Source organism: Streptomyces sp. NPDC050509, assembly GCF_044457965.1.
GTDB lineage: Bacteria > Actinomycetota > Actinomycetes > Streptomycetales > Streptomycetaceae > Streptomyces.
The window spans coordinates 104,336-117,145 of record NZ_JBITHL010000012.1; the positions used below are offsets into that span (position 1 = coordinate 104,336).

Consider the following 12,810-nt stretch of genomic DNA (forward strand, 5'->3'; position numbering starts at 1 on the left):
ATATGCAAGGACTCTATTTCCGCACGTTCTATGTGGTCAAGAGCGGTCAAGCGGGCAAGGCGAGCGGGACAGAAGAGGCGAGGGACGATGTCGACTGCGGAAACCGGTGGAGCGCAAGTCAAGTCCGCGGTACGGACGGTCGAGTTGCTCGAATACTTCGCCGGGCGCCCCGGCATGCACTCCCTGGCCGCCGTCCAGGAGGCGGTCGGCTACCCCAAGTCGAGCCTCTACATGCTGCTGCGCACGCTGGTCGAGCTGGGCTGGGTCGAGACGGACGCGACGGGGACGCGGTACGGCATCGGCGTACGGGCGCTGCTGGTCGGCACGTCGTACATCGACGGGGACGAGGTCGTGGCCGCCGCGCGGCCGACCCTGGACCGGCTCTCGGACGACACCAGCGAGACCATCCACCTCGCGCGGCTCGACGGCACCAATGTGGTCTATCTCGCCACCCGCCAGTCCCAGCACTATCTGCGGCCCTTCACCCGCGTCGGCCGCCGGCTGCCCGCGCACTCGACCTCGCTGGGCAAGGCGCTGCTCGCGACGCACAGTGACGAGCAGGTGCGCAAGCTGCTGCCGGAGACGCTGCCCGCGCTGACCGAGCACACCATCACGGACCGTGAGCGGCTGATCGAGGAGCTGCACGCCGTGCGCGAGCAGGGGTACGCCGTGGACCGCGAGGAGAACACCCTCGGGCTGCGCTGCTTCGGGATCGCGATCCCGTACCGAACACCGGCGCGGGACGCGATCAGTTGCTCGGTGCCGGTGGCCCGGCTCACGCCCGCGCACGAGCAGATGATCAAGGACACGCTCTTCGACGCGCGCGACCGGCTCACCCTCGCCACGCGGCGGCTCTGAGCCCTGGGGCGCCGGACCCCGCGGCGCCCCGACCCCGTATGAAGAGTTCCTGAGAAGAGCCCTCAGGGGGAACGCGGCCCCCTCCCCCGCTCGTCCCTCGTACGGGATGAACAAGACGATCAGACACACAGCGGTCATCTGCCTGTCCCTGGTGCTCGCCCTCCTCGTGCGGGCGACCTGGGTCCAGGCGTACGAGGCCAAGGCGCTCGCGGACGACAAGCACAACCGTCGTACCGCCATCGCCCAGTACGCGCGGCCACTGGGCGACATCATCGTGGCCGGTTCGCCGGTCACCGGTTCCGCGAGAACGAGCGGGAGCGATCTGGAGTACGAGCGGACGTACAAGGACGGCGCGCTCTACGCGCCCGTCACCGGCTACAGCTCGCAGGCGTACGGCTCCACCCAGTTGGAGGGCATCTACGCGGACGTCCTCGACGGGACGGACAGCCGGCTGAAGAACCCGCTCGACGCGCTCATCGGCAAGCAGACCCGGCCGGGCGACGTGCTGACGACGATCGACCCCGCCGTGCAGCGCGCCGGATACGACGCGCTCGGCTCCACCAAGGGCGCCGCCGTCGCGATCGACCCGAAGACCGGCCGCGTCCTCGCCGTGGTCAGCACGCCCTCGTACGACCCCTCGGAGATCAGCGGGACGACGGACGGCGCGGCGTGGCGGAAGCTCACCGGGGACACGGACAAGCCCATGGTCAACCGCGCCCTGCGGCAGCCGCTGCCGCCGGGATCGACGTTCAAGCTGGTGGTCGCCGCGGCGGCGCTGGAGGACGGTCTCTACCGCTCGGTGGACGAGGCGACGGACAGCCCCGACCCGTACACGCTGCCGACGACGTCCAGGGTCCTGCGCAACGAGAACACCTCCGCGCCGTGCGAGAACGCCACCATCCGTACGGCCCTGCGGTACTCCTGCAACACCGTCTTCGCGAAGATGGCCGACGATCTCGGCCAGGACAAGGTGCGCGCGACGGCGGAGAAGTTCGGGTTCAACGACTCCTCGCAGGACATGCCGGTCCGCGCCTCGGCGAGCGTCTACCCGTCCGGCATGGACAAGGCGCAGACGGCGCTGACGGGCATCGGCCAGTTCGATGTGACGGCGACGCCGCTCCAGATGGCGATGGTGTCGGCGGCGCTGGCGAACGACGGGCTGATGGCCTCGCCCCACATGGTGTCCAAGGTCGTGGACGCGAGCGGCGACACCCTCCAGTCGTACCCGGACGGGGACACGACCCGGATCGTCTCGTCCACGACGGCGGAGCAGTTGCGCAGCGCGATGGTGACGGTCGTCGAGGACGGCACCGGGACGAACGCGAAGATCGACGGCGCCGAGGTGGGCGGCAAGACGGGCACCGCGCAGCACGGCGTGGACAACAGCCGCACGCCGTACGCCTGGTTCACGTCGTACGCGAAGGACTCGTCCGGCGGCAAGGAGGTGGCGGTCGCGGTGATCGTGGAGGACTCGGGCGCGGCCCGCTCGGAGGTCAGCGGAAACGGGCTGGCCGCGCCGATCGCGCAGAAGATGATGCGGGCGGCGCTGAAGTGACCCGGTACGGCCCGCCCGCTCCGAGCGCCTAAGGGTCCTCAGAGTTCGCGGGCCCCGTTCCGGGGCGGGAAGCAGGTCGTTCTCCCCATGCGCCGGCCCTCCCCTCAGCGGCCACAGTGACGCCCCGTGCGGTTCGGCGGCAGGAGTGGGGGAGACCATGGGGGCGACGCGTGGCGGCGTGCGTGCTGATCGCCGCGCTGACGGCCGTCCAGCGGGAGACTCCGGACGCGGTGCTCGGCCGGACGGTGGCGAGCGCCAACACCCTGATCTACCTACCGAACACGCTGGCGCCGGCAGTGGGCGCGGGGCTGGTCGCCGTCGTGAGCCACACCGTCCTGCTGCCGGTGGCCGGGGCGGCCGGGCTGCTGACGGCCGGGTGGCTCCTGCGGGCGGCGCCGGCGGGAGCCGCTGCGGACTCAGCCGCGCAGGTCTGACAGCGCCTCCGTGACCGCCTTCAGGTCCGCGTCCGAGGCGAGGCCCGCGTGGTAGAGCCGCAGTTCGGTCGCGCCCAGCTCCGCGGCGTGCGCGGCGTCCTCGGCGAGGGTGGCCGGGCTGCCGCCCATGCCGCTGACGACGCCGAAGTTGGCCGCCAGCACGGAGGTTCCGGTGTGGTGGTCCGTGAACGGGCCGAGCATCGCCGCCGCCGCGCCGCCGGAGCAGGGCAGCACGACACCGTCCGCGACGCCCAGGATGTGCGCCGGGTCCACGCCCGGGTTGGCGCCGACGCGGTACGGGGTGGGGTCGGCGTGCAGCAGCACCTGGAAGCCGGGGGCGGCCTCCGCCCGTACGGCGGCGACGGCCGCCTCCTGGAGCCCCCGGGCGACGCCGCCGCGCCATACGGCGGTGAGGGCCGCGAGATCCGCGCCGAGCAGCTTCTCGACGGCGGTCCAGCCGCTCTCCTGGGACCCCGTGGCCCACACGGGGTCCAGCGCGCGCCGTACGGCGGCGGCCAGTTCGTCCGGGGCGGCGCCGAGGCCCGCGTACCCCTCCTGGCAGACCTCGCAGAAGCAGAGCGACATCAGATACTGCGCGGCGTCCCCGAGGGCGACGCCGCCGGTCTTGTCGTGGGCGTGCAGATGGCCCAGTCCGTACCAGCCGCAGGACTCCAGCTCGGTGCCGCCGGTGCCGGGGCGTACGGCAGCCTCGGCGGCCAGCTCCGTCAGGTACGCGGCGACGGCGGGGCGTGCGATGCAGGGCGCCCAGGGGTAGCGGTCGCCGTAGGCGTTCACCACGGAGGTGTCGGGACGCTCGGCGCCGAGGCGGGAGTTGTGCGCGAGGACGACCCAGCTGTGCACGTCGAGCCCCGCGCCCGCCAGCGCCTCGGCGGCCTCGCCGTAGGCGTCGCCGGGGGCCCAGGCGCCCGCGGGGTACGGGCGCGGCTCGCGGCCCGCCCAGCGGGCGGCGTCCGGCGGGTAGAGGACGGCGGCGTGCTCGGCGGTGACGACGCGGTGGCGCGGATGGCGCGGGGTGAGGGCGCGCGTGGAGTGGTAGGCGGCGGCGAGGGTGACCTGCTGGACGCCGAGGCCGGCGATCCTGGCGGGGGCGTCGGGGTCGCCCACCACGTCCCAGGGATAGACGAAGGTGGAAGTCCTCACGCGTCCTCCTTGGTGGACTCGACAGCCTGGTCGGCCTCCGTGGCGTCCGTGGCGTCCGTGGTGTCCGTGGTGTCCGTGGTGTCCGTGGTGTCCGGGAGCAGCGTACGGCCGTGCTCGACGAGTTCCGCGAAGGTCTTGAGGTGGTCGGCCCGGGGCTCGCGCAGCGGCGGCCGTACCTCTCCGACGTCCAGGCCGCCGAGCCGTACCCCGGCCTTGACGAGCGACACGGCGTAGCCACGGCCCAGGTTGCGCAGTTCGACCAGCGGTACGAAGAAGCCGTCGAGCAGCCGGTCGACCGTCGTGTCGTCGCCGGTGGTCAGCGCCCGGTGGAAGGCGAGCGCGATGTCGGGGGCGAAGGCGAAGACGGCGGAGGAGTAGAGGGTGATGCCGATGCCCCGGTAGGCGAGCCCGGTGAGTTCGGCGGTGGGCAGCCCGTTGAAGTACAGGAACTCGCGCCCGGGGAGTTCGCGGCGGACGGTGCTGACGACGCGCTGCATCAGGTCGAGGTCGCCGCAGCCGTCCTTCAGGCCGATGATCTTCTCGATCCGCGCCAGCGCGACGACGGTCGCGGGGGTGAAGACGGCGTTGTCGCGCTGGTAGACGATGGTCTCCAGGGACGTGGCGGCGACCAGCTCCGTGTAGTGGCGTACCAGGCCCTCCTGGTCGGCGACGACCAGATAGGGCGGCAGGGCGAGCAGTCCGTCCGCGCCCTCCTCCTCGGCGATCCGCGCGTACCGCACGGCCAGCGCCGTGCCGTAGCCGGCGCCCGCCACGACGGGGACGCGGCCGGCCGTCTCCTCGACGGCGGCGGCGACGCACCGGCGGTACTCGTCCGGGTCCAGGGCGTGGAACTCGCCGGTGCCGCAGCACACGAAGACCGCGGCGGCGCCCGCGTCGACCCCGCCGCGCACATGCGCGCGGAAGGCGTCGAGGCCGAGGCCGCCGTCAGGACCGTACGCGGTGACGGGGAAGAACAGCGGTCCGGCCACTCGGGTGAGGCGGGCGGCGAGCGGGGCTGAGGTCACGGGCGCTCCCTGGCCGTGGGGCGAGCGTTGATGGCTCGTGCATCATCCTGATTGGTGTCCATATTTCTGAACGCCGCCACGCTAAGCCAGCCGGAAGGGCCGGTCAAGACGGGATGCCGCAACGCGGGGACGGATTCGCTCCCCGCGGGCGACACTTGACGATGGCCCGCCACGCTCCTTATTTTGTCCACGCATGTGAATTATGTCTACGAATCTGAGTATTCTCCGAACAGTCGAGGAGATTCCGCCCATGCCCGCACCCCGTACCGTCCTGCTCACCGGCGCCGCCGGCGGCCTCGGCACCCTGATGCGGGGCCTGCTGCCCGCGTACGGCTACGAGCTGCGGCTCTTCGACGCCACGCCCATCGAGGGCGAGCCGGACGCCATCACGGCGGACCTGGCGGACAAGGCGGCGCTGCGCGAGGCGGTCTCGGGTGTCGACGCGATCATCCACCTCGCGGGCATCTCGCTGGAAGCCTCCTTCGACAAGATCCTGCGCGCCAACATCGAGGGGACGTACAACCTGTACGAGGCGGCGCGCGCGGCAGGGGTACGGCGCACGGTGTTCGCCTCCAGCAACCACGCGGTCGGCTTCACCCCGCGCCCCGAGTCCGGCGAGCCGCTGATCCCGATCGACACCCCGCGCCGTCCCGACACCTTCTACGGGCTCTCCAAGTGCTTCGGGGAGGACCTGGCACAGCTCTACTGGGACCAGCACGGCCAGGAGACCGTCTCCGTACGGATCGGCTCCTGCTTCCTGGAGCCCACCTCCGTACGGATGCTCTCCATCTGGCTGAGCCCCGGCGACTGCGCCCGGCTCTTCGACGCGGCGCTCACCGCCGAGAACGTCGGCCACACCACCGTCTACGGCTCGTCCGCCAACACCCGGCTGTGGTGGGACCTGACGACGGCGCGGGCGCTCGGGTACGAGCCGCAGGACGACTCGGAGCAGTACGCCGAGAAGCTGATCGCGGAGCAGGGCGAGGCGGATCCGGCGAACCCGGCGCACACCCGGCTGGGCGGCGCCTTCACCACCGACCCGCCGCGCTGGCCGTACTGAACGGCCTTCCCCGCACGGCTCCCTGTACGGCTCCCTGTACGGCTCCCTGTACGGCTCCGGAAGGCGGCCGAAGGTAAGGGAACGGCAAAGCGGGGTCGTTCGTTACGTCTGGCATGACAGCTATGACCCCCGGCTCGAACATCCCTCTCCCCACCGCTCACATCGCGGTGGACGTCGCCGCTCCCGTGCGGCTCGACGTATCGGGCCTGCTGCTCACCGCCGACGGCAAGGTGCGCTCAGACGACGACTTCATCTTCTACAACCAGCCGGCGGGCTCCGGTGTGAGCTACCGCTCCGGCGGGGGTTCGGCGCCCGACGCGATCGTCGTCGACACCGCCGCCGTGCCCGCCGGCATCGAGAAGATCGTCGTCACGGCGAGCCCGGACGCGGCGGGGCAGAGCTTCCAGGGCATCGAGCCCACGGCCACGATCCGCGACGCCGCCACCGGCGCCGCGCTGGCCACGTTCACCCCGCCCCGGCTGGGCGCGGAGACGGCCCTCGTGATCGTGGAGGTCTACCTGCGCAACGGCGCCTGGAAGGCCCGCGCGGTCGGCCAGGGGTACGCGAACGGGCTGGCCGGCATCGCCACCGACTTCGGCGTCTCCGTCGAGGAGCCAGCCCCGGCCGCTGCCCCGGCGCCCACCCCGGCCCCCGCGCCCGCGATCGCCGACCCCCGGGTCGCCGCTCCCCCGGTCCCGGCCACACCGCCCCCGGCGCCCGCAGCGCCCGCGCCCGGCAGCGGGAAGATCAACCTGGACAAGGGCCGGGTCAGCCTCCAGAAGAACCAGACGGTGTCCCTGGTCAAGGGCGGCGCCCCGCTGCTCAGCCGGGTGAAGATGGGCCTCGGCTGGGAGCCCGCGTACCGGGGCAAGGACATCGACCTCGACGCGTCCGTGATCGCCTACGGTCCGAACCGGAACCATCTGGACAGTTGCTACTTCGGCAAGCTGTCCATCCTGAACGGGGCGATCAAGCACTCCGGCGACAACCTCACGGGGGAGGGCGGGGGCGACGACGAGGTGATCGTCGTCGACCTCGGCGCGATCCCCGCCGAGGTGAGCGGCCTGGTCTTCACGGTCAACTCGTTCTCCGGGCAGAAGTTCACCGAGGTCGCCAAGGCGTACTGCCGGCTGATCGACGCGGCGAGCGGCGAGGAGCTGGTGCGCTTCGACCTGACCACCGCCGAGCCGCAGACGGGCGTCATGATGGCGAAGCTGATCCGCCAGTTCTCCGGCGAGTGGGAGATGACCGGCCTCGGGGAGTTCGTGAAGTCCCGGACGGTCCGCGGGATGGTGAAGCCCGCCGCGAAGATCCTCTGACGCGCGCGGGCAGAGCGGAGCCCCCGGGCCGCCGCGGGTCCTGAAGGTCCGCCGCGGGCCCGGGGGCCGGGGCGGGCCTCAGAGCTTGGTGAGCTTGGCGAAGGGGCTCAGGATCCGCCCCTGTCGACCCGAGAAATCAATGAGCACTGCGTGTTCGCCCTCGACTCCGATGACTCTTCCCAACCCGAACTGATCGTGGGAGACCCGGTCCCCCACGTCGAACTGCTCGGGCGGGGGTGAGGCCGGGGCCTGGCGGTTGAAGGGACTGGACGGCAGGTGGCGCCGGGATCCGGCTGACTTTGTCATTACTTGGAGTATGCGCCCAAGGGGCCCCACCGCGCCATGCCCGGCCACGGACGAGCGGCCGGATCACCCGTCCCGAAACCAAACGCGCCCCTTTTTCGCGCCCATTTCACTCCCTTCGCACTCCCCCCTCGCCCCGCCTTCACCGACGAGTGGGCGCACCCGACCGGCACACTGGACCGGCGCGCTCCGAAGGGAACCTCCCGGGCCGCTCAGGGCGTCGCAGTGACCGACCCGGGAGCGCACGAGCGCCGCGCGGTCTGGGGGGGGGGAAGCGGACGCATGGAGCAGCTCGCGGGGTACCGGCTCGTCACCGTGCTCGGGGAGGGCGGGATGGGGCGGGTGCATCTCGCCCGGTCCGCGTCCGGGCGGCTGGTCGCAGTCAAGACCGTGCACGAACACCTCGCCGCCGAGCCGGAGTTCCGCGAACGCTTCCGGCGCGAGACGGTGGCCGCCCGCAAGGTGGCGGGCCCGTTCACCGCGGCGGTGCTGGACGCCGACCCCGACGGCCGCCGGCCCTGGCTCGCGACCGAGTTCTGCGCGGGCCCCACCCTCACGGCGGCGCTCGCCGCGCTCGGACCGCTCGACGCCGACGGCCTCGGCGGACTGGGGGCCGCGCTCGCCGAGGCGCTGGCCGCCGTCCACCGCGCGGGCCTCGTCCACCGTGATCTCAAGCCGTCGAACGTCGTCCTCACCCATGAGGGGCCGATGCTGATCGACTTCGGTATCGCGAAGGCGGCCACCGGGACGGGTGAGGAGAGCCTGACCGGCAGCGGTGAGATCATCGGCTCGCCCGGCTTCATCGCGCCCGAGCTGCTGGCCGGCGCGGGCGAGCCGGGGCCGCCCGCCGATGTGTTCGCCCTGGGGGCGCTGCTGGCGTACGCGGGGACGGGACGGGCCCCGTACGGCACCGGCGCCGTCCACCGGATCCTCTACCGGACGCTGCACGACTCCCCCGATCTCACCGGGCTGCCCGGCGGCGCCGCGTGGCGGGACTTCCTCGGCCGGGTGCTGAGCAAGGCGCCCGGGGACCGGCCCGACCTCCCCGCGATCGTCGCCTGGTGCGGGGCGCGGAGCGGGACGGAGCCCTGGTGGGAGCGGGAGCCGGTGTCCGGGCTGATCCGGCGCCGCGAGGACGAGATCGCGGAGCTGGTGACGGCCGCGGGCGCGCCGCCCCCGGCCGGTGTACAGGCCGCGGACGCGCCGCCCCCGGCCCCTGTGCCTCCCCCGGCCCGTACACCGCCACCCGGGTCCACCACGGCGTCGGCGACGGTGGCGCTGCGGCCGTCGGCGACGGACCCGGGCCCGTCGCCGACGGCCACCACCCCCGTCCCCACGCCCTCCCGGTCCGCCCGCCCCTCCCGGCGCCGCCTCCTGCTCTGGGGCTCCGGGCTGCTCGCCGCCGGGGGCTCGACGGCCGGCACGCTCGCCGCCCTCGCCGCCGCGCGGGACAACGCCCGGCGCAACGCCCGGGAGAAGAAGAAAGCCCCTGTCACCCCCACCACCGCCCACCAGCGGGGCACCGCCCTGTGGACCAAGGACATCGGTGGAGCAGGGTTGCTGCGTCAGGGCGACGCGCTCTACCTGGTGGCCACCGCTTCGCTGTCGCGACTGGACGCCCGTACCGGATCGACCGGCTGGACCTGCCCGGTACCGGACGGCGTCACCGACGCCGTGGTGGGCGACGGCCTGATCCATGTGGTGCGTCCGGGCGGCCTGCTCACGGCGGGGATCACGGCCGTCGACCCGCGAACCGGCCACGCGGCGTGGGACACCGGCCTCCTGACGGCCAACCCCCGGCGGCGCCGCGCCACGGCCCTGGCCCCGGACGGGGCGGGAGCCGACGGCACGTCGTCCCTCCTCGCCGCCTCCGGGGACGTCCTGTGCCTGATCACCTTCGCGCCGCACGGGACGGCGTGGGCCCGGCGGGTCGCCCAGGGCGTCCGCTGGCGCGCGTACGGCTACGACGCCCGCGACGGGGCACCGCTCTGGTTCCACGAGGGCACGGAGGCCGGGGTGGCCGGCGTCCACCAGGCGGGCGGCCGGGTCGCCGTCGCGGCGTCCACGGGGACCCCCGGCGCCTACGATCCGAAGGCGGCCACCGCGACGGAGACGCTGTACGTGCTGCGCGCCCGGGACGGCACCGTCGAACGGGAGATCCCCGGCGGCTCCCGCCACCCGGAGGCGCATCCCGGCTCCACCGGTGTGCGCTACTACGCCTCGGGTGGCGAGGTGCGCCGCGTCGAGCTGGCCCCGCGCCGTACGGACTGGCACCGCGCGGCCGACGGGGAGCCGGAGCTGGGCGACGCCCCGGCCGTCACCCCCACCGCGACCGCGGGCGCCGTGTACCTCGCGGACCAGGCGGGGATCAGCGCGCTGGACGCGGAGACGGGCCGCACCCGCTGGTCCCGCCCTGACCTGACCGGGCTCGGGGACGGCGCCCCGCCGCTGGTGGCCGGTGGTCTCGTGTACGTCCGCGGACCCGAACCCGGATCCCGTACGTCCGGGACGGCGCCCGGCGCCTGGGGCGTGCACGGTCTCGACGCGGCCACCGGCGCCCTGGTCTGGGCGGCGCCGCTCGACGACGCCGACCGGGGCGTGCGCGCGGCGGCTGGCCCCGGTGCGCTCCATCTCGCTGCGAACGGCACGCTGTCCGCCTTCCCGCTGCCCGAGGCCGCTGAGACCGCCGAGGCCAGTGAGACCTCTGAGACGGCTGAGACCGCTGACGGCGACGCGCGTACGGAGGCGTCATGAGAACCGATCCCCTGCTCCCGGACGACCCCGAGCGGTTCGGCGCCGTACGGCTGCTCGGCCGGCTCGGCGCGGGCGGGATGGGCCGGGTCTATCTGGGCCGTACGGACGGGGGCCGGCTGGTCGCCGTCAAGACCGTGCACGCCCATCTCGCGGCGGACCCGCGCTTCCGGGAGCGGTTCCGGCGCGAGACGGCCGCCGCGCGCGCCGTGACGGGGGCGCACACGGCGGCGGTGCTGGACGCCGACCCCGAGTCCGCCGTGCCCTGGCTGGCCACCGCCTATCTGCCGGGGATCACGCTGCGCCGGGCCGTCGCCGCGTCCGGGCCGCTCGCCGTCCCCGTCGTACGGGCCCTGGGCGCGGCGCTCGCCGAGGCGCTGACGAGCGTCCACGGCGCGGGGCTGGTGCACCGTGACCTCAAACCGTCCAATGTCATGGTCACCACGGACGGGCCCCGCGTCATCGACTTCGGGATCGCGCGGGCCGTCAGCGGCGACGCGCTGACGGCGGCGGGCGATGTCGTCGGTACGCCGGGGTTCATCGCCCCGGAGCAGATCACCGGCGAAGGTCCTGTCACCGCGGCGGCGGACGTCTTCGCGCTGGGCGCGGTGCTCACGTTCGCGGCCACGGGCCGGGAGCCGTTCGGGGACGGTACGGCGGCGATCCTGCTCTACCGCGCGGTCCACGAGGAGCCGGAGCTGACCCGGGTGCCGGAGGCGCTGCGCGGGCTCGTCGCCGCGTGCCTGCGCAAGGACCCCGCGCGCCGCCCGTCCGTCTCTGCGGTCCTGGAGCGCACGGCGGACCCCGAGGCACCGCTGTGGTGGCGCGAGGAGCCGCTACGGAGCCTGCTCGCCGAGGCGGGTACGGCGGGTACGGAGCCCGCCGCACCGCCGAGGGCGCGTACGGCGGTGCTGACGCCCCCGGGGACGGCGAAGGCGACCACTCCCCTGCCCACGCTCCCGACTCCTTCGCCCCCTACCCCGCTCCCGCCCGCGTACGCGTACGCCGAGCGCCTGCGGCACGTGGGGCGCCTGGCGCGCCGGAGCGTGCTGCTGGTGGCGGGCGGCGGCTTCGCGGCCGTGTGCGTCGCCGCCTTCCTGCGCGACACGGCCCCTGGCACCGGCCCGGCGGCCCCACCGGACAAGAGTGCGCAGCTCACCCTCAGCAAAGGTGCCGCGAGCGCGCCCGGCGGGCCGCGCTGGACCCTGACGGTCGACGCGCTGCTGGGCGACGGGGCGGACATCGACGGCCTGCTGGTCGCCGGGTCCACGGTGGTGCTGCATCTGGCGCGCGGGCCCGGCGCCACGTTCGGCAGCGTCCACGCCCGCGCCACGGCCGACGCGAGCCCCCGCTGGGAGCGGGACACGGGCGGCGCCGCGCCCGCCCTGTGGGGCGTCACCGGGCGGACGCTGCTGGCGGGCGAGGTGGGGATGCCCGCCGTCGATCTCCTCTCGGGCACGGCGCACGGCGCGGTGGACGACACCCTGTCCGCACGCTGGTTCGCCGTGGCGGGGCCGGCGCTGGTCCTCGCCTACGAGCCGCGTACGGGCGAGAAGGCGCTGCGCGCCGTCGACGCGCGCACCGGCGCTGCGCTCTGGTCCCGCGACGAGAGCCCGCGGCCCCCGGCCGTCCTCGGCGACGCCCTGCTGCTCGCCCCCGCCCTCGGCTCGGCCGCGCGGTGCCTGGAGGGCTCCTCGGGCCGGGTGCGCTGGACGTACGCCGGGCTCGGGGACGACGATCCGGCGGCGCTCGCCGCGCTGCCCGAGGCCGGCCGCTTCGCCCTGCTCGCCACCGACGGCGCGGGCCGGGGCCGACTGCACCTCGTCGACGTACGCACCGGGGAGCGCGCCGCCCTCGGGCCGCGCGCGTACACCGTGACGCCCGGTACGACGGCGCTCGGCCACGCCGGGACCACCGGTCTGCTCTTCACCTCGGGCCGGCTGCACGCCTTCAGCGCCACGACCGGAAAACCCCTGTGGGACCGCGCCTCTCTCGGCCTGGAGGCCGGCTGGCCGGCCGGGGCGGGCGGCGTACGGGCGCCGGTGACGGCGGGCGGGCTCGTCCTGCACTGGGCGGGCCCCGGCACGCTCCAGGCCCTGGACCCCGCCACCGGCGAGGAGCGCTGGCGGCGGGCGGTGAGCGGCGTGGCCAGGCTGCCGCCCGCCGTGGCGGGCGGCACGGTGTACGCGGCGACCGGCGAGCGCTGCACGGCGCTGCGGCTCACCACGGGCGAGCCGCTGCGTACTTGGGAGGTGCGGGACATCCGCGGGCTGGCGGCGGACGGCACCGGCTGGTACGCCCGTACCGGCAAGGCGACGGTACGGGCCTACAACAGCCCCTGATC

General features: G+C 74.2%; 10 protein-coding genes. 7 read left to right on the forward strand and 3 right to left on the reverse strand.

Annotated features, from left to right (window positions below):
• Window positions 1–87: 87 nt before the first annotated feature.
• The 3 genes from ACIBJC_RS30670 (at window position 88) to ACIBJC_RS30680 (ending at window position 2,847) form a co-directional block, all read left to right on the forward strand.
• On the forward strand, window positions 88–858 hold the full coding sequence (locus tag ACIBJC_RS30670; protein ID WP_399298033.1) for an IclR family transcriptional regulator: 771 nt from the start codon (window positions 88–90) through the stop codon (window positions 856–858).
• A 106-nt stretch (window positions 859–964) separates the two neighbouring features.
• On the forward strand, window positions 965–2,413 hold the full coding sequence (locus ACIBJC_RS30675; protein WP_399298035.1) for a peptidoglycan D,D-transpeptidase FtsI family protein: 1,449 nt from the start codon (window positions 965–967) through the stop codon (window positions 2,411–2,413).
• Between the two features lie 170 nt (window positions 2,414–2,583).
• Window positions 2,584–2,847, forward strand: coding sequence for a hypothetical protein (locus tag ACIBJC_RS30680; RefSeq protein ID WP_399298037.1), 264 nt, complete (start codon window positions 2,584–2,586; stop codon window positions 2,845–2,847).
• Here ACIBJC_RS30680 and ACIBJC_RS30685 read toward each other — a convergent pair.
• Both ACIBJC_RS30685 and ACIBJC_RS30690 read right to left on the reverse strand, forming a co-directional pair.
• Window positions 2,830–4,008, reverse strand: a complete 1,179-nt coding sequence (locus ACIBJC_RS30685) for a hypothetical protein (RefSeq protein WP_399298039.1) — start codon at window positions 4,006–4,008, stop codon at window positions 2,830–2,832. The two genes, ACIBJC_RS30680 and ACIBJC_RS30685, sit on opposite strands and share 18 nt — an antisense overlap.
• Entirely contained in the window at window positions 4,005–5,033 is a 1,029-nt protein-coding gene (locus tag ACIBJC_RS30690) for a 5-dehydro-4-deoxyglucarate dehydratase (protein WP_399298041.1), read from the reverse strand. The genes ACIBJC_RS30685 and ACIBJC_RS30690 overlap by 4 nt, the downstream gene beginning before the upstream one ends.
• A gap of 250 nt (window positions 5,034–5,283) precedes the next feature.
• Here ACIBJC_RS30690 and ACIBJC_RS30695 point away from each other — a divergent pair, with 250 nt between their 5' ends.
• Together ACIBJC_RS30695 and ACIBJC_RS30700 are read left to right on the forward strand one after the other, a co-directional pair.
• Complete coding sequence (locus tag ACIBJC_RS30695) at window positions 5,284–6,093, forward strand: NAD(P)-dependent oxidoreductase (RefSeq protein WP_329826193.1); 810 nt, start codon at window positions 5,284–5,286, stop codon at window positions 6,091–6,093.
• A gap of 122 nt (window positions 6,094–6,215) precedes the next feature.
• Window positions 6,216–7,412, forward strand: coding sequence for a TerD family protein (locus ACIBJC_RS30700; RefSeq protein ID WP_399298230.1), 1,197 nt, complete (start codon window positions 6,216–6,218; stop codon window positions 7,410–7,412).
• Between the two features lie 78 nt (window positions 7,413–7,490).
• Here the strand turns inward: ACIBJC_RS30700 and ACIBJC_RS30705 are convergent, their stop codons facing one another.
• A complete protein-coding gene (locus ACIBJC_RS30705) occupies window positions 7,491–7,718 on the reverse strand; it encodes a hypothetical protein (RefSeq protein ID WP_078490871.1) in 228 nt (75 codons plus the stop codon).
• A gap of 279 nt (window positions 7,719–7,997) precedes the next feature.
• Between ACIBJC_RS30705 and ACIBJC_RS30710 the strand changes: the two genes are divergently transcribed.
• A complete protein-coding gene (locus ACIBJC_RS30710) occupies window positions 7,998–10,469 on the forward strand; it encodes a PQQ-binding-like beta-propeller repeat protein (RefSeq protein ID WP_399298044.1) in 2,472 nt (823 codons plus the stop codon).
• The gene (locus ACIBJC_RS30715) at window positions 10,466–12,808 is read left to right on the forward strand and encodes a protein kinase (protein ID WP_399298046.1); all 2,343 of its coding nucleotides are present in this window, start codon (window positions 10,466–10,468) and stop codon (window positions 12,806–12,808) included. Before ACIBJC_RS30710 ends, ACIBJC_RS30715 begins: the two co-directional genes overlap by 4 nt.
• Window positions 12,809–12,810: the final 2 nt, after the last annotated feature.

Coding starts and splice junctions, on each gene's coding strand:
- ACIBJC_RS30715 (WP_399298046.1), top strand. CDS start 10,466: ATGAGAACCGATCCCCTGCTCCCGGACGACCCCGAGCGGTTCGGCGCC.
- ACIBJC_RS30675 (WP_399298035.1), top strand. CDS start 965: ATGAACAAGACGATCAGACACACAGCGGTCATCTGCCTGTCCCTGGTG.
- ACIBJC_RS30695 (WP_329826193.1), top strand. CDS start 5,284: ATGCCCGCACCCCGTACCGTCCTGCTCACCGGCGCCGCCGGCGGCCTC.
- ACIBJC_RS30705 (WP_078490871.1), bottom strand. CDS start 7,718: ATGACAAAGTCAGCCGGATCCCGGCGCCACCTGCCGTCCAGTCCCTTC.
- ACIBJC_RS30710 (WP_399298044.1), top strand. CDS start 7,998: ATGGAGCAGCTCGCGGGGTACCGGCTCGTCACCGTGCTCGGGGAGGGC.
- ACIBJC_RS30700 (WP_399298230.1), top strand. CDS start 6,216: ATGACCCCCGGCTCGAACATCCCTCTCCCCACCGCTCACATCGCGGTG.
- ACIBJC_RS30670 (WP_399298033.1), top strand. CDS start 88: ATGTCGACTGCGGAAACCGGTGGAGCGCAAGTCAAGTCCGCGGTACGG.